Source organism: Gemmatimonadota bacterium (assembly GCA_041390125.1).
Lineage (GTDB): Bacteria > Gemmatimonadota > Gemmatimonadetes > Longimicrobiales > Gaopeijiaceae > JAGQIF01.
On sequence record JAWKQN010000010.1, the window covers coordinates 91,235 to 108,593 of the forward strand.

15 protein-coding genes are annotated in these 17,359 nt (G+C 72.0%); 10 read left to right on the plus strand and 5 right to left on the minus strand.

What is annotated here, in order from left to right:
- Window positions 1–27: 27 nt before the first annotated feature.
- Entirely contained in the window at window positions 28–1,080 is a 1,053-nt protein-coding gene (locus tag R3E98_12190) for a CDP-glycerol glycerophosphotransferase family protein (protein ID MEZ4424161.1), read from the minus strand.
- Window positions 1,081–1,129: 49 nt separating this feature from the next.
- On the opposite strand from R3E98_12190, the gene R3E98_12195 reads away from it, so the two are divergent.
- The 3 genes from R3E98_12195 to R3E98_12205 all read left to right on the plus strand — a co-directional run bounded on the left by R3E98_12195 (window position 1,130) and on the right by R3E98_12205 (window position 4,622).
- A complete protein-coding gene (locus R3E98_12195) occupies window positions 1,130–1,891 on the plus strand; it encodes an NTP transferase domain-containing protein (GenBank protein MEZ4424162.1) in 762 nt (253 codons plus the stop codon).
- 86 nt (window positions 1,892–1,977) lie between these two features.
- Entirely contained in the window at window positions 1,978–3,810 is a 1,833-nt protein-coding gene (locus tag R3E98_12200) for a M28 family metallopeptidase (GenBank protein MEZ4424163.1), read from the plus strand.
- Window positions 3,811–3,854: 44 nt separating this feature from the next.
- Window positions 3,855–4,622, plus strand: coding sequence for a hypothetical protein (locus tag R3E98_12205; GenBank protein MEZ4424164.1), 768 nt, complete (start codon window positions 3,855–3,857; stop codon window positions 4,620–4,622).
- A gap of 40 nt (window positions 4,623–4,662) precedes the next feature.
- Here R3E98_12205 and R3E98_12210 read toward each other — a convergent pair whose 3' ends face one another.
- Both R3E98_12210 and R3E98_12215 read right to left on the minus strand, forming a co-directional pair.
- Window positions 4,663–5,190: a DUF4136 domain-containing protein gene (locus tag R3E98_12210; GenBank protein MEZ4424165.1), complete on the minus strand. Its 528-nt coding sequence runs from the start codon at window positions 5,188–5,190 to the stop codon at window positions 4,663–4,665.
- 189 nt (window positions 5,191–5,379) lie between these two features.
- A complete protein-coding gene (locus R3E98_12215; protein ID MEZ4424166.1) occupies window positions 5,380–5,760 on the minus strand; it encodes a DUF2784 domain-containing protein in 381 nt (126 codons plus the stop codon).
- Window positions 5,761–5,888: 128 nt separating this feature from the next.
- Here R3E98_12215 and R3E98_12220 point away from each other — a divergent pair, with 128 nt between their 5' ends.
- From R3E98_12220 to R3E98_12240, 5 genes are all read left to right on the plus strand, one after another.
- Window positions 5,889–7,388: an acyl-CoA synthetase gene (locus tag R3E98_12220; GenBank protein MEZ4424167.1), complete on the plus strand. Its 1,500-nt coding sequence runs from the start codon at window positions 5,889–5,891 to the stop codon at window positions 7,386–7,388.
- Window positions 7,388–8,218: a class I SAM-dependent methyltransferase gene (locus R3E98_12225; GenBank protein ID MEZ4424168.1), complete on the plus strand. Its 831-nt coding sequence runs from the start codon at window positions 7,388–7,390 to the stop codon at window positions 8,216–8,218. Before R3E98_12220 ends, R3E98_12225 begins: the two co-directional genes overlap by 1 nt.
- Window positions 8,219–8,303: 85 nt before the next feature.
- On the plus strand, window positions 8,304–10,565 hold the full coding sequence (locus R3E98_12230) for a prolyl oligopeptidase family serine peptidase (protein ID MEZ4424169.1): 2,262 nt from the start codon (window positions 8,304–8,306) through the stop codon (window positions 10,563–10,565).
- Between the two features lie 126 nt (window positions 10,566–10,691).
- The gene (locus tag R3E98_12235; GenBank protein MEZ4424170.1) at window positions 10,692–11,534 is read left to right on the plus strand and encodes a DUF6159 family protein; all 843 of its coding nucleotides are present in this window, start codon (window positions 10,692–10,694) and stop codon (window positions 11,532–11,534) included.
- Window positions 11,535–11,804: 270 nt separating this feature from the next.
- Window positions 11,805–13,157: an MFS transporter gene (locus R3E98_12240; GenBank protein ID MEZ4424171.1), complete on the plus strand. Its 1,353-nt coding sequence runs from the start codon at window positions 11,805–11,807 to the stop codon at window positions 13,155–13,157.
- Window positions 13,158–13,193: 36 nt separating this feature from the next.
- Here R3E98_12240 and R3E98_12245 read toward each other — a convergent pair whose 3' ends face one another.
- Window positions 13,194–14,975 carry an ABC transporter transmembrane domain-containing protein gene (locus R3E98_12245; protein MEZ4424172.1) on the minus strand — a complete coding sequence of 594 codons (1,782 nt, stop codon included), beginning with the start codon at window positions 14,973–14,975 and terminating at the stop codon, window positions 13,194–13,196.
- 99 nt (window positions 14,976–15,074) lie between these two features.
- Between R3E98_12245 and R3E98_12250 the strand changes: the two genes are divergently transcribed.
- Window positions 15,075–15,998, plus strand: coding sequence for a COX15/CtaA family protein (locus R3E98_12250; protein ID MEZ4424173.1), 924 nt, complete (start codon window positions 15,075–15,077; stop codon window positions 15,996–15,998).
- A 27-nt stretch (window positions 15,999–16,025) separates the two neighbouring features.
- On the plus strand, window positions 16,026–16,463 hold the full coding sequence (locus R3E98_12255; GenBank protein ID MEZ4424174.1) for a DUF420 domain-containing protein: 438 nt from the start codon (window positions 16,026–16,028) through the stop codon (window positions 16,461–16,463).
- A 25-nt stretch (window positions 16,464–16,488) separates the two neighbouring features.
- Here R3E98_12255 and R3E98_12260 read toward each other — a convergent pair whose 3' ends face one another.
- A complete protein-coding gene (locus R3E98_12260; protein ID MEZ4424175.1) occupies window positions 16,489–17,310 on the minus strand; it encodes a HAMP domain-containing sensor histidine kinase in 822 nt (273 codons plus the stop codon).
- Window positions 17,311–17,359: the final 49 nt, after the last annotated feature.

Here is a 17,359-nt window from a genome sequence, read left to right on the forward strand (position 1 = left end):
GCACCATGATGATGCGTCGCGCGCCGATCAGCCAGACCAGCCCGCCCCTCCCCACCAGCGCCACCGCCAGCGCGCCTGGACCTTGCGCCAGAGGTTGAGGGGCTTCCGCCGCAGGTGACCCGTCCCGCGCCCGAGGAGATCCAGCGCTGCGTCGACGACGCGATCGGCGGAACGGCCGTCCCGCCACGGGTGCACCTCCGAGGCGAAGCGCTCCATGGCAGCGCGCAGATCCGGCGGATCGGCGAGAGCCCGGATGATCGCACCCTCCACCTCGGCGGGCTCCCGCACGTCGATGAACCACGGGCCCGGCTCCCGGTGTCGGAAGGTGACCGCGGGTCGACCGAGCACGACGAACTCCACGGGCGCCGAGGACGTATCCGAAAGCATGACATGCGCGTCGGTCATGACACGCACGAGGTCGGGATCGTCCACGAGCTCGAGGTGCGGGCCGACGAGTGCGCCGTACGCGTCACGGAGCCGCGGCTCGGCTTTGGCGTGCAGCTTCACCCGCCAGCGCCACCGTCCTTTCGCGGCGAGCGACGCGAGCGTGGGGAGCAACGCGTCCGCGGAGCTCAGGCCGGGCGTCATGGTGGGCGCGTAGAGCACGATGGGCTCGGACGTCGTGCGGGGCTTTGGCGCGCGCAACGCGGGGTCGAGCTTCGGGAAGCCGGTCTCGACCACCTCGAAGTGCCCGTGGCGCGCGGCCAGCGCCCGGAACGGTCCCGTCGTGGACGGGCCGTGCGTGCAGTAGAGGTCGAAGTACCCGCGGATACGGAAGTGCCCCCGATCGTCGGGACGCTTGCGGGCATCGAGGCCGTGGAAGACGGCCACCTTGAGCCCGGGCAGGAAGTGGGGCACGCTGTCCGAGGAGACGAAGGCGACGTCGGAGCCCCAACGGCGCGCATCGGCCATGCCCTCCAGGACGTGCTCGCCGCGCGGGACGTGCTCGGCGCCCGGGCCTTCGAAGAGCCAGGCCACCTCGGACCCTCGCCGGCGCAGCGCGTCCGCCAGCGGGGCCAGGACCCCCACGGCGTAGCTCTGGGTTCCGAACAGGACCGCGCGTGCCGTCACGTTTCTCATCCCGACTGTCGACCGTTACGTTACGGACCGCTTACCGTTCCGTGACGCCATGGACTACGCCTTCGCCACCCCCGTTCGCAACCCGCTTCCGGCCGTCATCCTCGCGGCCGGTCGAGGTGCGCGCCTCCGCTCCGGGGTTCCCAAGCCGATGACCGCGGTCGCCGGTCGCTCCCTGCTGCGCCGCGTCCTCGAGACGTGTGGGGAGGCCGGCGTGGGACGCGTGGTCTTCGCCCTCGGGTACGAGGCCGACCTCCTGGAGCGGCACGCGCGGGAGACGGCCGACGCTCTGGGTCTCGCCATCGACTGCGTGCGCGCCCCCGATTGGGAGAAGGGCAACGGCGTGAGCGCCCACGCTGCCGCGCGGGCGGCGGATGCGTCCCACTTCTATCTGCTGATGGGCGACCACATCGTCGCGCCGGGCGTGCTGGCGGCCCTCGCGGCGTCTCCTCCGCCGAAGGGCGGGGTGGCCCTCGCGGTCGACCTCGACCCCGCCGCCGTGCACGACCTGGACGACGCCACCAAGGTCCGGGTCCGCGGCGACCACTTCGACGCCATCGGCAAGACGCTGGACGACTGGAACGGCGTGGACACGGGCGCGTTCCTCTGCACCCACGGGGTCGTCACCGCGCTGGACGAGGCGCAGCGCCGCGGACGGTATCAGTTGTCCGACGGCATCCGCACGCTGGCGGGCGCCGGCCTGGCCCGTGCCGTCGACGTCACGGGCTTGCCTTGGATCGACGTGGACACGCTGGATGCCCTGGAGGAAGCGGAGCGTCGCATGCGTCCCACGATCGGAGCCGCGGCGCGCTGACGACGGTCCGCCTCTGGCGCAGGGGCGGGGCCATACGGTCAATTGGCGCCGATCGCCTCCGACGTCCTCCCCCCGCAGGATGCACGGTGCCAGCCATCCGACGTCTCTCCCTGCCGGCCGCGCTCCTCTGTGGTATCGCTGCCTGCGCGGAGCCCGAACCCCAGGGCCCTCCGTTGCCGTCCGGCTCCGAGCTGGGCGCGTCCGTCTCCGCGGCCCTCACCGCCGAGGGACTCCTGGAGGACGCACGCGTGATCGTCGCGCAGGAGCGCTCGTCCGGCGGTCCGGGTGAGGCCGCGGCCATCGAGCACATCCTGGCCCGGCTCGACTCCGCCGGCGTGCCCTCGGAGGTGTTGGAGTTCGACGGGTTGATCAGCACTCCCGACTCGGCGCGGGTCGAGCACGTGGGCAGCGCCTTCCGTCCCTATGCCATCACGCCCTCCTTCTCCGTCGCCACCGACTCGCTCACCGGGTCGCTCGTGGACGTGGGTGCCCTCGACGACCTGCCGCGCCCGGAGACGGGCACCGGTGAGCTCGTCTTCCCCGCTCCGTACGACACGACCGGTCCGCTCGGACGCGTGCGCGGTCGCATCGCGCTCGTCACCGGCCAACCGCGCGGGGTGCCCACCCGCATGCTCCAGTCCCTCGGCGCCGTCGGGGTGATCTTCGTCGCGCCGGAGGAGCGACTCAACGACCTGATCGTCACCACCACGTGGGGAAATCCCTCGCTGCAGAACGTGCACCGTCTACCACGCATCCCGGTGGTGGAGGTGCGGCGGAGTGACGGCGACTCCCTCCGCGCGCTCCTCGCGCGCGAGCCCGACACGCAGGTGCGGCTCTCCACCTGGTTGCGGACGCGCTGGACGACCTTGCGGCTTCCGGTGGCGCACATCGTTCCCGAGCGGGACGCCGACGCGCCGTTCGTGCTCTTCGGCGGCCACATCGATGCGTGGCACCAGGGCGCCACCGACGAGGGCGCGTCGAATGCGGCGATGCTCGCCCTCGCGCTGGAGTTCCACGCGCGTCGCGCCGAGCTGCGGCGGGGGCTGCGCGTGGCCTGGTGGCCCGGCCACTCGACCGGCCGCTACTCGGGCTCCACGTGGTACGCCGACTCCCACTTCATGGAGCTGCGCGACCATGCCCTGGCCTATGTGAACGTCGACGGGATCGGGCAGATGGGGGCGACCGACCTGCGTGCGACCACGACGGCGTCCCTGGCTCCGCTGGCCGTCACCACCCTGGGGTCCCTCGCGGGACAGCAGGTGGATCCCGGCCGCCCCGGGCGGGATTCCGACCAGAGCTTCAACGGCGTCGCGTTGCCCCTGCTGCAGCTCAACCGGACCCGCCCGGCCTCCGAAGGCGGCTACTGGTGGTGGCACACACCGGAGGACACGTTCGACAAGATCGGACCGGACGTGCTCCTCGAGGACACCCGGCTCTACGCCGCGACCCTCGCCACGCTGCTGAACGCGCCGCTCTACCCGGTGGACCTCATCGCCCAGATGGACGAGTTCCGGCGCGCGCTCGAGCTGCGCTCGGCCGCGTCCACGGGGCGACTGGAGCTGGAGGGTTCGGCGGCCCGGCTCGAGCGTCTACGCGAGCGGGCAGGCGAGATCGCACAGCGGCTCACCGCCGCGTCCGCGGATCCCGCCGTGGACCTGGCGCTGGTGCGCATCCTGCGGCCCCTCCACCAGGTGCTGTACGTACCCGGCTCGATCCACCATCCCGATCCGGGCATCTCCGACGGGCCGTTGCCCGGTCTGGCCCCTGCTCGGGTCCTGGCGGAGGCGGCCCCGGAGAGCGGACGCTACCACGCCGCGCAGACATCCCTCCTGCGTGAGCGCAACCGGATCGACGCGGCGCTGGAGGAGGCCTGGGTGGAGGCGGGCCGGCTGCTGGAGACGTTGCCGGCGCCGCGCTGATCCAGGCACCTGAACGCCGCAGGCCCCTTCCCCGTACATCCGACATGAGCGAGACCGACCTGCCCGCGCGGCGCTACAGCGACGAAGAGGTGGCACGACTGCTCAAGCGGGCCACGGAGCTGCAGCGTCACGAGTCCGCGGCACCCTCGCGAGACGGATTGACCCTGGCCGAGCTCGAGTCCATCGCTCGCGAAGCCGGCATCGACGCCGCCCTCGTCCGCCGCGCGGTCCACGAGCTGGATCACGATCCCCCCACCGGCGGCGCCGCCAGGATCTTCCTGGGGGAGCGCCCGACCCTGCTGATCGAGCGCACGTTCGCCGGCACGCTCACGCCGGACGAGCTCGAAGGCCTGGTGCCGGAGATCAATGCCGCGGCCAACACGACCGGACAGGTGTCGCTCGTGGGCCGGACGCTCAACTTCTCGTCCACGGCGGGTGGGCAGCACCCGCGCATGACGCAGATCATGGTGAGCAGCCGCGACGGGGAGACCCGGCTGCGGATCGAGGAACGCTTCGGGAACACCGCCGGCGCGCTCTTCGGCGGCATCGTGGGCGGAGGAGGGGTCGGCCTCGGCGTCGGCGCCGGCGTGGCCATCGGGCAGGCGATCGGATCGGCGCTGCTCACCGGGATGCTACCGTTCACCGCCGTCGGGATCGCCTACGTGACCGCGCGCACGATCTTCCGTCGGATCGTCGGGGGCCGGCGTCGCGCCCTGGCCCGGCTCGCGGACCGGATCGAAGACGTCGTGGCGCATGCCCGGGCGCGGGAGGCAGCCCGCGACACGACGGGCCGGCTCCCTCCGCCCCGCTGAGTACCGCGCGACGCCGTCCCGCCTGGACGCGACCGCCGGCTCAGGTGGGCAGGCGGTCGAACATCAGGCGCACCGACTCCCGGATCTGCTCCTGCAGCGCCTCCGGATCGTCGATGACGCTTCCGAGATCCCCCTGCGCCCAGCCGCGCCAGATGATGTGCATGCCATCCGCCCGTGCAATGTCGACGAGCAGGGTCCCTTCGTCGTACTGCACCACCTGGGTGCCGCGGCCGTACTCGCTGCTGTACCCCAGCTCCTCGTCCGCCGCGTACACGTCGACGCGCTCCCGGACGGACGCGTGGTAGTGCAGGAGGAGATCGGGCGCCCGTTCGGAATACGTGAAGCCGCGGCGCGTCATCTCCTCCGCGATCGCCTGCTTGATCCGTTCGTGGAAGAAGGTGTTGTTGTCGAGGCGCGCGTCGCCGGTGGGCATGTCGTCGGCCGGACCCCAGCCGAACGTACGATACGTCTCGAGCGAAGTCCCCGGCCGGTAGTCTGCCCCGGCCCGGATGGCGATGCCGCAGCCGTTCAGCAGGAGCCCCAGGGCGAGCAGCAGTGTCGTGCGCATCGGAGTGTCCCTTTCCGCAGGTGATCTGCACTGAAGTTCGGGACCCTCTTCCGCAGCTTCGATCCGGCGTTCTCCTCCGCGCCAGTGGGGAATCCGCCTACTCCGGACCACCCGGTCGCGACGCCGCGCAGCACGGCGCCGGGAGCGCCTCGGCCCCGCACACGGCGAGCCCGGTCCCGCCCCGGCCGGTCACACGGCGCTCCGCGAGGCGCGGTGGCGCCACAGCACCCACGCGTAGAGGGTGGCATTGAGCAGGAGCACGAGAAGGCCCAGGACGGTCTGCACGTCGGGCGTCAGGCCGGATGGATAGAGCACCGGCAGGAGGTAGTGCTCCACGAAGCCGCCCTCGTACCCACCTCCCCCCGCCGCGCGCCGGAGTCGGTTCTCGAGCGGGGTGAGCGGGCAGACCCCGCCGCTCAGCTCGATCCACACGCCCCAGGCGGCGGACGGCAGGTGGACCCACGCCCATCGGGGCCATCGGGCCACCAGCAGGGCGCCCAGGAGGACGAAGCCCACGAACGCGAGGTGCACGACGACCAGCGCATCCGCGGCGAAGCGCTGCCAGACCATGGACCATCGTCAAGCCTCGGCGCGCGGGCCGCAAGCAGAGGCGGGAAGACGAAAGGCTCCCTTGCCGGGACACGGCCGTCCGCTGGAGGTTGCGGGACCTACAGCGCCCCGAGCGAGGAGTCGTACCGGTGGGAGCCCTTCTGGTCGAGCGCGGACGCGGACGCCCCGAGCGCACCGCGCTGCTCGACGACGGGACCGTCTGGACCTATGGCGAGCTGCACCAGGCCGCCGAGGCCGTCCGCGCGCGCCTGATCCCCCTGCTGGGGGGCGGTGAGCCCGAGCCGCGGGTCTGCGCCCTCCTGGCGCCCGGCCCCCGCTGGGTGGCCGCGCAGTGGGGGACCTGGCGGGCAGGAGGCGTCTGGGTCCCGCTGGCGGTGTCGCATCCGGAGCGGGAGCTCGCGTACGTGCTCGAGGACGCACGCCCGAGCGCCGTGCTGGTGGACGCGGCCCACGGCGCCCGCCTGAGGTCCCTGTGCGCGAGCCGCGGGTTGCCGCTCGTGACCCTCGACGACGGGGCCGCTCCGCCCGCAGGGGACGCCCCGAGCGCGCTGGTCGCGGAACGGGCCGCGATGATCCTCTACACGAGCGGTACCACCAACCGACCCAAGGGCGTGGTCAGCACCCACGGTGCGATCCGGGCCCAGGTGGACGCGCTCATCGATGCATGGGGCTGGACGCCGGACGACCGCATCCTGCACGTGCTCCCGCTGCACCACGTGCACGGGATCATCAATGCGCTGTCCTGCGCGCTGGGTGCCGGCGCGTCCTGTGCGTTCGCCCACCCCTTCGACGCCGACCGCGTCTGGGATCGCCTGACGGAGGGGGATATCACGCTCTTCATGGCGGTCCCGACGATCTACCGACGCCTGATCCACGCCTGGGAGGCGGCGCCGCCCGAGCGGCGGCGCCGTTGGTCCGAGGGGGCCGCCTCGCTGCGCCTCATGGTCTCCGGATCCGCCGCGCTGCCCGTCCCGGTGCTGGAGCGCTGGCAGGAGATGACGGGTCACGTCCTCCTCGAGCGCTACGGCATGACCGAGATCGGGATGGGGCTCTCCAACCCGCTGCACGGCGAACGCCGACCCGGCACCGTGGGGATGCCCCTGCCGGGCGTGGCGGCACGCCTCGTGGATGAACACGGCCTGCCGCTGGACGAAGGCAGCCCGGGACAGATCGAGATCCGGGGTCCACAGCTTTTCCGCGAATACTGGCAGCGTGCCGACGCCACCCGGGCTGCGTTCCACGACGGGTGGTTCCGCACCGGGGACGAAGCGATCGTCGAGGACGGCTACTTCCGCATCCTCGGACGGCAGAGCGTGGACATCATCAAGTCGGGCGGGTACAAGATCTCCGCGTTGGAGATCGAAGCCGTGCTGCGCGAGCACGAGCGGATCGCGGAGTGTGCGGTGGTGGGCCTGCCCGACCCCGAGTGGGGCGAACGCGTGGCGGCGGCGGTCGTGACCACGGGCAGCGAGGGCCTGGAGCTGGAGACGCTGCGCGCCTGGGCCAAGGAGCGTCTCGCACCCTACAAGATCCCGCGCGCGCTGGTCGTCACCGCGGACCTGCCGCGCAATGCGATGGGCAAGGTGGTCAAGCCGGATCTCCGCACCCTGTTCGAGGAGCAGCACTGATGGCGCACACGTATGTGCTGGGGCACACCGGCCGTGAGCTGGATCGTCTGGACCTGCAGGGCCTGCTCTACCGCGACACCACGGAACGCTGTTTCGGGGACGCCGGCCTGGAGACGGGTATGCGTGTGCTGGACGTCGGGTGCGGCTCGGGCGACGTGAGCCGTCTCGCGGGACGGATGGTGGGCTCCACCGGCTACGTGCTCGGGATCGATCGCGACGCGGGCAGCGTGGAGACGGCGCGCGCACGCACGGCGGCGGCCGGCCTCCACCATGTCCACTTCCAGACCGCCGCGGCCGGAACGCAGCTCGACGAGGCACCCTTCGACGCGCTGGTGGGTCGCTTCATCCTGATGCATCAGGCCGACCCGGCGCTCATGCTGCGCACCCTCTTGCCGCTGCTGCGTCCGGGTGCGCTGGTGGCGTTCGTGGAGTCCTCCGCGGTCACGTTGCGCGACGGCCTGCAGTCCCGCCCCGACGCCCCGCTGTACCGGGCGGTCGTGGAGTGGAAGACCCGCGTCATCGCGAGCGCCGGTGCCGACACCGAAGCGGGGCTGCGCCTGGGCGAGGTCTTCGTCGAGGCCGGCCTGCCCCGGCCCACGCTGAGGCTGGAGGCCCGGCTGGAGGGAGGGCCCGACAGCCCGCTCGACCGCTACATGGTCGAGAGCGTGCGCAGCATGGCCCCCCAGGCCGCCGCGGCCGGTCTGTCCACCGATCCGCTCGAGCCGCTCGACACGCTGGAGGCGCGCCTGCGGGAGGAGGCCCTGTCGGAGGGGGGGTTCCGGGTGCTCTGGCCGACGGTGTCGGCCTGGACGCGTCTGCCCCGGGCCTGACGCTCCGCGCGGGACGCCCGCACCGGTGGCCGCGACCCGGGGACGGTCGCACATTCAGGCACCGACTCCCGCTGCGAGGCGACCCATGCTCCGATCCCGCTCCCGGCTGGCCGCGGTCCTGCTGGCCGCCCTTCCCGCGCCTCCGGTGCTGCTGGCGTCCGCCGCTGCGGCCGTCGCGCAGTCCGCCTTCACGGTCGACGATGTGCTGCGGGTGGCCAGCGCCGACGTCGTCGATCTCAGCCGCGACGGCCGCTGGCTGGTCGTCGCGCGCGCTTCGTTGGCGGACCGCCTGGGTGTGGACTCCTACCGCACCGGCGATCCCACCTACACGGCGCCCGCCGCGGAGCGGATCGACCTGGTCGACACACGTAGCGGGGCGCTCCACGACGTGTTCGGCACCCGCGTGAACCTCGTGACGGCGCGCTTCTCCCCCGATGGTGGGCAGCTCGCCTTGATCGTCCACGAAGACGACGGGTTCCGCCTCGGCCTCTACGACATCGCGGCGCGCCGGCTGCGCTGGCAAGCGCTGCCGGAGGGACGTCGCCTCGCGGGCGAGAGCGGGTTCGCCCCGCGCTGGTCGTCCCGCGGCACCCTCGTGCTCCCGGTCCGGCGCGCCGGCTGGCTGGAGGAGGCACGGGCGGAGTTCCGACGACTCACGCAGGGTCCCATCACCGTCTACAAGGGCGAAGACCCGTTCCTCGATTGGGAGCGCCTGCGCCGCATGGGCAGCGAGGTGGAGCTGCTCGAGTGGGATCCGGGCACACGTCGGGCCACCGACCGCCTGGACGCCACGACGCTGGGACGAGGCGGATTCGAGCTCGTGGGCGACACAGTGGTCTTCGACGCCGACGTGACCGAGCGCACCAGTTACGAGGTGATCTTCGGGGCGACCGTGGAGGTCCGCGTGCAGGCCCCTGGCGACACCGCGGCCCGGACGGTGACGCGCGTGCCCGAAGACCGCAGGCTGGTCTGGTCGGACGGTCACACCCACCACGCCTGGGCGGACAAGGGTCGGGTGTTCCTCGGGGACCTGTCGGGAGGCGAGGCCCGGCCGCTCACGCCCGAGGTGGCCGCCGATTCCAGCGCCCGGGCCGCCGGGGATTCCGCCGACGGCCCCGAACGGTACACGGTGCAGGGCGTGGCGCCCGGCGGCACGCACGTGCTGGCGTCGAGCCGCAGCGGGCTGTGGCTGATCGACGCGGCCGATGGGAGCCGGAGGCGCATCGTCGAACGTCCCACGGACGAGGACGAAGCGGAGCGCGCCCCCTCCTGGGACCTGGTGGGCTGGAGCCCCGACGGCGAGGCGCTCTACTTCCGCTACGCCTCGCGCACGGCCTGGGAGCGCGGGCTCGTCCGCTACGACGTCGAGGCCGACACCCGCACCGAGCTGCGCATGGGTCCCGACCTGCAGGGATCCGTCCAACTCTCCGAGGACGGGAGCACGCTCGTCTGGGAGGCGGCCAGCGGCAACCGACCCTACGACGTGTGGGCTGCCGATGCCGACCTCACGAGGCCGGTCCGCCTCGTGGAATCCAATCCGTGGCTGGCGGAGCGGGCGCTGGGCACCACCGAGCTGATCGAGTATCGCGACGTCGACGGCGACCGGATGCACGGCGTGCTCTACCACCCGGCCGGGACCCGGAGCGCCGGTCCCGTCCCCACCGTGTTGATCGTCTACGAGACCTTCTTCGACGATCGCTTCAACTCGACCATCGCGCTGCTGAACGCCCAGGGCTACGCAGTCCTGCAACCGTCGGTGGACCTGGAGACCGGCTATCCGGGGGAAGCGTGGCTGAAGGGGGTCAGCGCCGCCGCCAACGCGCTGATCGATCGCGGCATCGCCGACCCCGAGCGGCTGGGCGTGCACGGCACCAGCTATGGCGGGTATGCCACGAATCTGTTGGTGACACAGACGGACCGCTTCGCAGCCGCGATCAACATCTCCGGCAAGGTGGACATGATCAGCTTCTACACGGACAGCCCCCGGCTCGGCGTCCGCAACATCCACGCACCGGAGAACAGCCAGGACCGGTTGGGCGCCACGCTGTGGGAGCAGCCCCAGAAGTACATCGCGCACTCGGCCATCATGGCCGCCGACCGGATCGAAACGCCGCTCCTGCTCATGACCGGGGGCCAGGACCACAACGTGCCCGAGCGCACGACCATGGAGATGTACTACGCCCTGCGGCGGCTGGGGAAGACGGTGGAGTGGGTGAGCTACGTCGACGGGGGGCACGGAATGCCGCGCACGGACGAGGCGGCGGTGCGCGACTACCACGAGCGGATCCTGGAATGGTACGAGCGCTGGCTGAAGGCACCCGCGGCGGCCACGGACGAAGGGCGGTGACCCGCGCCGGCCGGGCCGCCCGCGCCTTGGACCCCCCGTGAAGGACCGGCCCGTGGTTTGCGTACAGCGAAGGGAGGACGCCCGGTCGTGCGCCCGCCCTGGAACCCCCGCCCTGGAGGACTGCGAATGTTGAGCCGGCTCCGGAACAGCTGGACCCTCGTGAAGGCCAGCGGCCGCGTGCTGACCCAGGACCCCGAGCTCCTGATCTTCCCCGCTCTCTCCGGGCTGGCGCTGGCCGTGGTCGGCGCGAGCTTCTTCGGAGCCGGAGTGCTCACGGACCTGCAGTCGTCGGTCGCGAGCGACGGCGGGAGCGCCCTGAGTGGCATCCTGGCGGTGTTGTTCTACGTGGTGAGCTACACCATCATCTTCTTCTTCAACTCGGCGCTGGTGGGTGCGGCTCTGATCCGGCTCGACGGCGGCGATCCCACCATCGCGGACGGGTTCCGGATCGCCACGGAACGGATCGGCACCATCCTGGGCTACGCGGTCCTGGCCGCCACGGTGGGGATGGTCATCCGCATGATCGCGGAGCGGGTGGGCGTGCTGGGCCGTCTGCTGACCGGCCTGGTGGGGAGCGCCTGGTCGGTGGCCACCTACCTCGCCGTCCCGGTCCTGGTGAGCAAGGACGTCGATCCGCTGGAGGCCGTGAAGGAGAGTGCGGCCCTGTTCCGTCGCACCTGGGGGGAGCAGGTCGCCGGCAGCGCCAGCATCGCGCTGGTCTTCGTCCCGGTATTCATCGTCATCGCGGTCGTCGGCGTGCTCGGCATCATCGGCGCCGCCTCGATCTCCCCTGCGCTGGCCATCGCCGCCGTGGTATCGCTGATCGGCGCCATCCTCCTGGCCTCGCTGGTCAGCTCGGCGCTGTCGACGGTGTACTCGGCCGCGCTGTACCGCTACGCCACCACCGGTGAGGCGCCCGCCGGCTTCGATGCCGGTACGTTGCGCGGCGCCTTCCGCCCGAAGCGGTAGCCCCGCGAAGGTGGGGCCGGCCCCGCGGCTTCGGGCCTGACCGGTCCGGGGCCCGGGGTCCGCGTCGGCCGCCCGCCCTCACCCCCCGGGCCTCCCGAGCGGCGATCTCGCGCGGTACCGGGGACGGACGGATCCGCCGGCCGCACCCGCCTGCGAAGACTCCCTCGAACAGGAAGCCGCCTCGTGGCAACCGCGATCCCTCCGCCATGTGACGAGACGCGGGCCCGACCGCCGGGCGCGAGCCGGTGCCCATCGAAGAACGGCACCCTGGTGGCGACCATCCTCGGTTCCAGCCTCGCGTTCGTGGTGGGATCGATCATCAACGTGGCACTCCCCTCCATGCAGCGGCATTTCGCCGTGGACGCCACCGGGGTGCAGTGGATCGTCAACGCGTACCTGCTTCCGCTCTCGGCGCTGGTCCTGGTGGGTGGGGCCCTCGGGGACCGCTTCGGCCGCAAGCGCCTCTTCATGCTCGGCTTGCTCGGGTTCACGCTGGCCACGCTGGGCTGCGCGCTGGCCCCGACGCTACCGATCCTCCTCGGATTCCGCTTCCTCCAGGGCATCGGCGCTGCGCTGCTCGCGCCCAACAGCCTGGCCATCCTCGCGGACGGCTTCTCCGGTGAGGAGCGCGGCGAGGCCGTGGGCACCTGGGCCGCGGCAGGCGCCATCGCGGGGGCGGCCGCGCCCCTCCTTGGAGGACTGCTGATCGACGCGCTCGATTGGCGCTGGGCCTTCGCCATCGTCGTCCCGCCCGCGCTCGCGGCCGGAATCGTCGGGCAGCGCAGCATCCGCGAGTCCAAGGAACCCGGAGAGGAGCGGACCCCGCCCGATCTGCAGGGCGCGCTCCTGGCGACCTTGACGCTGGCCACGCTCGTCTATGCCCTGATCCGCTTTCCGGCGGCCGGGTGGCGCGACCCGCGGGTCCTCGCTGCCGCGGTGGCCGGCCTGGCGTTCGGGGCCGCGTTCCTGATCGTGGAACGGCGCAAGCGGCAGGAGGCCATGATGCCGCTCGGGATCTTCGGGTCGGGCAGCTTCTCGGGGATCTCGATCCTGACCTTGCTGCTCTACGGCGCGCTCGGAGGGGTGCTGGTCCTGCTGCCCTACGTGCTCATCACGAGCCTCGGATTCTCCGCGACCGGCGCCGGAGCGGCGATGCTTCCGTTCCCGCTCATCATGGGAACGCTGTCGCGCAGCGCCGGTGGATGGGCCGTCCGCATCGGCATCCGCACCACCCTGACCGTCGGTCCGCTGCTCGTCGCCGCGGGCTTCATGCTGTTCGCGGTCCTGGCTGGACCGGGCATGACCTACTGGAGCGGGATCCTGCCAGGCCTCCTCGTCATGGCCTCCGGCATGGCCATCAGCGTCGCGCCGTTGACCACCGCCGTCATGAACGCCGTCGAGCAGGACTACGTGGGCATCGCAGCCGGGGTGAACAACGCCATCTCCCGCACCGCGGGTCTGATCGCCACGGCGCTCCTGGGTCTGGTCCTGGTGGGTGCGGGGGAGGCGGACGTCGATCTCGTGGCGGGCTTCGCTTCGGCCGCATGGGTCGGAGCGGCGTTGGCGGCCGGGAGCGCTCTCGCCTCCTTCACCCTGATCCGCGAAGAGGCCGTCGCGGGGTGAAGGGCGGGTCGGAGCCTGCCGGCGGCCGGCGCGGCCTCAGGCCGCGCCCGACACCTGATCGAACTGCCGCTTGTAGAGCCGGGCGTACACCTCCGAGCGATCGAGCAGCTCCAGGTGGGTGCCCTCGTCCACGATGCGGCCGCCGTCCAGGACCACGATCCGGTGCGCGCGCATCACCGTGCTCAGACGATGCGCGATGACCAGCGTCGTACGCCCCTCCATGAGACGCTCGAGGGCATCCTGGACGAGCGCCTCGCTCTCCGAGTCGAGCGACGCCGAGGCCTCGTCCAGGATCAGGACGGAGGGACGCTTGAGCATCACGCGGGCGATGGCCATCCGCTGCCGCTGTCCGGCGCTCAGCGTGACGCCGCGCTCCCCGATCGTCTGTCCGTACCCGTCGGGGAAGCCGGCGATGAACTCGTGGGCATGGGCGGCGCGCGCGGCCTCCTCCACCTCCTCGTCGGTGGCCTCCAGATTTCCGTAGCGCAGGTTCTCGCGCACGGTGCCCGCGAACAGCATGGGCTCCTGCGGCACGACCCCGACGGCGCCGCGCAGGTCGGCGAGGCCGAACTCGCGCACGTCCACACCATCGAGCAGCACCTGGCCCCCCACGACATCGTGGAAGCGGGGGAGCAACGACAACATGGTCGTCTTGCCCGCCCCGGAGGATCCCACGAGCGCGACGTGCTCGCCCGCGCCCACCTCCAGGTCGATGCCCCGCAGCACGAACGGCAGGTCGTCCCCGTACCGGAACCACACACCCTGGTAGCGCACGACCCCCTCGAGCGGCGCGGGCAGCGGCGCCGGAGCGGACGGATCGTTCAGCTCGCGCGGCTCGTCGAGGAGTTCGAAGATCCGGCCCGCCGCGCCGGCCGCCTCCTGCAGGTTGGCCCAGAAGCCGGCCAGCGAGGTGACGGCCCCCGCGATCGTGACCACGTAGAGCAGGAAGGCCACCAGGGTGCCCGGCGTCAGCGCGTCCTGGAGCACCAGACGACCGCCCTGCCACACCACGGCGACGATGGCCACCGAGGCCGAGAACGTCACGGCGCCCGTCAGCGCGGCGCGCGCCACGGCGCGCTCCAGGCCCTGGTCCCGCGTGGCGTCCACGTCCTCCTGGAAGCGCGCGATCTCCCACCGTTCGCGCGTGTAGCTCTGGACGGTGTAGATCTGCGTGAACACCTGCTCGGCGCGCGCGATGGCGTCCGCGAGGCGGTCCTGGATCCGCGCGCTGATGCTGCGGACGCGCCGCCCGAAGAGCCATCCCACCACGGCCGCGAAGGGCACGGCCACCAGCGTGATCAGGGTCAGGCCGGGATGGGTCAGCGTGAGCAGCACGAGCGCGCCCACCAGGAAGACGCCCTGCCGGACGATCTCGGGCACACCGAAGCGGATCACGCCCTGCACCAGCCCCGCGTCGGAGGCCAGCCGCGAGCTCAGCTCCCCGACGCGACGCGTGGCGAACCAACCGGGCGACTGGAGCACGAGGTGGTTGAAGATGTCGCGACGCAGATCGGCCACGACCCGCTCGGCCACCGAGGCCGACAGGTAGCTCTGCCCGAAGTTGAGGACCGACTGGATCGCGAAGAGGACGATGAGCCCGATCGCGACGCGGTTCAGCAGCGCGCCGTCCCGCGCGATGAACGCGGCATCGAGCAGGCCGCGCACGATCAGCGGGAAGACCAGCCCGATCGCGGTGGACAGGGGAAGCAGCAACGCCACGCCCCAGAAGGCGCGCCGGTAGGGCCGCACCCGCGGCATCACGCGGCGGATGAACCCCAGGGTCTCCCGGGCCGTCAGTTTCCGCTTGCTCTCCTGCATCTCCACGAAGCTACCCCCTCAGGAAGCGCTGCACAGGTGGGACGCCCGGGGGGCCCACGCGAGGAACGGGGCCTGAGCGCCTGGGTACCGGCTGCTGCCATGTCTCCACGTCTGCATCGTCGCGCCTTCGTCCTTTCGTTGCCTTGGACGCTCGGGCTGTTGCTGCTGGGCAGCGTCGTGCACGCCACGGAATCCAGCCTGGCGTGCCCCGACTGGCCGACCTGCTACGGGACCATGGTCCCGGTCATGGAGGGGGGCATCTTCTGGGAGCACCTGCACCGGCTGGTGGCCGGTGGGCTGCTGCTCCTGTGGGGGGCGGGAACCTGGTTCGCGTTCCGCGAGCCTGGCGTGTCCCGCGCGGTCCGGTCGGGCGCCGTGGCGGGTCTGGGGCTCCTCCTGGTGCAATCCGTGTTCGGCGGCCTCACGGTCCTGTTCAAGCTACCGGACGCCGTCAGCACCACGCACCTGGGTCTGGCGTTCCTGTTCCTGTCGCTGGCCACCTGGCTGGCGGTCGTCTCGCGCTCCGGCGGCACCGGGGTTCTCCCCGAGGCCCGCCGGGAGGTCCGTTTCGTGGCCCTGACGGGCGCGGCGCTCGTGTTCGTGCAATCGCTGCTCGGGGCCGCCGTCCGGCACACCGATTCGGGGCTGGCCTGCCCCGACATCCCCCTCTGCATCGGCGAGTGGGTCCCTCCGCTGGACCAGTGGCCCATCGCGCTGCACTGGACCCACCGCCTGGTCGCCGTCCTGACCGCCGTCTTCATCCTGTACGGGACGGCGCGGGTCTGGCGCGCGCACGCGCGCGGCGCCGCCGGGGGGATGACCTTGGCGTCGGTCCTGGTGCTCACGCAGGTGGGCCTCGGCTTCCTGTCGGTCCACACCTTCCTGGCCGTGGTGCCGGTGTCGCTCCACACCGTGGTCGCGGCCGGTCTGCTCGCCACCCTGGTGGGGACGGCGGCCACGACGGTCGACCGCGACGCGCCCGCCGTGGCGACCCCGCCCGAGCGGGCGCTCACGCACGCCTGATCCACCCACGCGCGCCCGATCGTCCACATGGATCCGGAACGGCTGGGGGACCTGCTCGCCCCCCTCAACGCGCTCCTGAACCTCTCGAGCGCCTGCTTCCTCGTGGCGGGCTTCGTGCTGATCCGCGGCCGGCGGATCGAGGCGCATCGCAGGGCCATGCTGGGCGCCGTCACCGCCTCCGCGCTCTTCCTGGTGTTCTACGTGCTGCGGTTCTCGCTCACGGGCACGCACCAGTTCGCGGGAACGGGCTTCGCGCGCACGGCCTACCTGACCATCCTGTTCTCACACATGGTCCTGGCGGTGGTCATCGTACCGCTGGTGCTGCGCTTGCTGTTCCTGGCCCGCAGGCAGCGCTTCCCGGAGCACCGGCGCCTGGCGCGCTGGACGTATCCGATGTGGCTCTACGTCTCGGTCACGGGTCTGGTCGTCTACGTGATGCTGTACCACGTGTACGGCTGGGTGTAGGGACGCGCCGCAGCCCGGCACCCCGTCAGGCGGACGGCAGGCCGATCTCCACCTCGGCGCCGCCACCGTCCCGGTTGCGCAGATGGATGCCGCCCCCCATCGCCTCCACCAGGCGGCGGGCGTGGGTCAGGCCCAACCCCAGACCGGAGGGAACGGTCGTGTAGAAGGGGTCGTAGGCTTTCGAGAGCGCCTCGGCCGTGAAGCCGGGTCCGCGGTCGGACACGATCACGCGACCGTTGCCGTCGTGCTCGCCCATGCGCAGCTCGACCGGCTCCCCGGCACCGAAGTGCCCGGCGTTGTGCAGCACCAGGAAGAGCGCGTCCTTGAGCCGCTCCCCATTTCCCAGCACCCGCACCGCGCGTCCGGGCTCGTGGACCCGCAGGTCCGCGCCGGAATCGTCCTTGTATTCGGCGGCCACTTCGGACACGACCCGCCCCAGGTCGAGCGTCTCCACGTCCGCCGAAGGCACCGCCGCGAAGAACTCGAGGTCGGCCAGCGCGCCCAGTGCCTCCTCCACGCCGTCCTTGAGCACGGCGGGAGGTCCGCCGGCGGCGAGCGCCAGCGGCCGCTCCACGTTGTGGTGCAGGTAGGCGGTGACCCGGTCCAGGGCCCGGGACGCGGCCTCCCGGAACTCGGTGCCCCGTGGGGTCCAGTGGGTGCGGATCGCACGGTCGAGCTCCACCACCTCGGGAGCGTCGGGCCGGGCGGGCGCGCCCGCGGAGACATCCGCGGCGTACCGTCGCAGCGCCGCGACCAACTGGGCGCGTCCCGCACCGCGACCCAGCATCCAGCCCAGGAAGCCGAAGACCACGCCCGCAACGATGGCGAGCCAGAGATTGAGCGTCATGGCCCCATTCTACCGACCGGAACCGCTTGCTTCCATCCCTGCCGGCGCG

Coding starts and splice junctions, on each gene's coding strand:
- R3E98_12195 (MEZ4424162.1), top strand. CDS start 1,130: ATGGACTACGCCTTCGCCACCCCCGTTCGCAACCCGCTTCCGGCCGTC.
- R3E98_12230 (MEZ4424169.1), top strand. CDS start 8,304: ATGCTCCGATCCCGCTCCCGGCTGGCCGCGGTCCTGCTGGCCGCCCTT.
- R3E98_12250 (MEZ4424173.1), top strand. CDS start 15,075: ATGTCTCCACGTCTGCATCGTCGCGCCTTCGTCCTTTCGTTGCCTTGG.
- R3E98_12205 (MEZ4424164.1), top strand. CDS start 3,855: ATGAGCGAGACCGACCTGCCCGCGCGGCGCTACAGCGACGAAGAGGTG.
- R3E98_12210 (MEZ4424165.1), bottom strand. CDS start 5,190: ATGCGCACGACACTGCTGCTCGCCCTGGGGCTCCTGCTGAACGGCTGC.
- R3E98_12225 (MEZ4424168.1), top strand. CDS start 7,388: ATGGCGCACACGTATGTGCTGGGGCACACCGGCCGTGAGCTGGATCGT.
- R3E98_12260 (MEZ4424175.1), bottom strand. CDS start 17,310: ATGACGCTCAATCTCTGGCTCGCCATCGTTGCGGGCGTGGTCTTCGGC.
- R3E98_12190 (MEZ4424161.1), bottom strand. CDS start 1,080: ATGAGAAACGTGACGGCACGCGCGGTCCTGTTCGGAACCCAGAGCTAC.
- R3E98_12215 (MEZ4424166.1), bottom strand. CDS start 5,760: ATGGTCTGGCAGCGCTTCGCCGCGGATGCGCTGGTCGTCGTGCACCTC.
- R3E98_12255 (MEZ4424174.1), top strand. CDS start 16,026: ATGGATCCGGAACGGCTGGGGGACCTGCTCGCCCCCCTCAACGCGCTC.
- R3E98_12245 (MEZ4424172.1), bottom strand. CDS start 14,975: ATGCAGGAGAGCAAGCGGAAACTGACGGCCCGGGAGACCCTGGGGTTC.
- R3E98_12235 (MEZ4424170.1), top strand. CDS start 10,692: ATGTTGAGCCGGCTCCGGAACAGCTGGACCCTCGTGAAGGCCAGCGGC.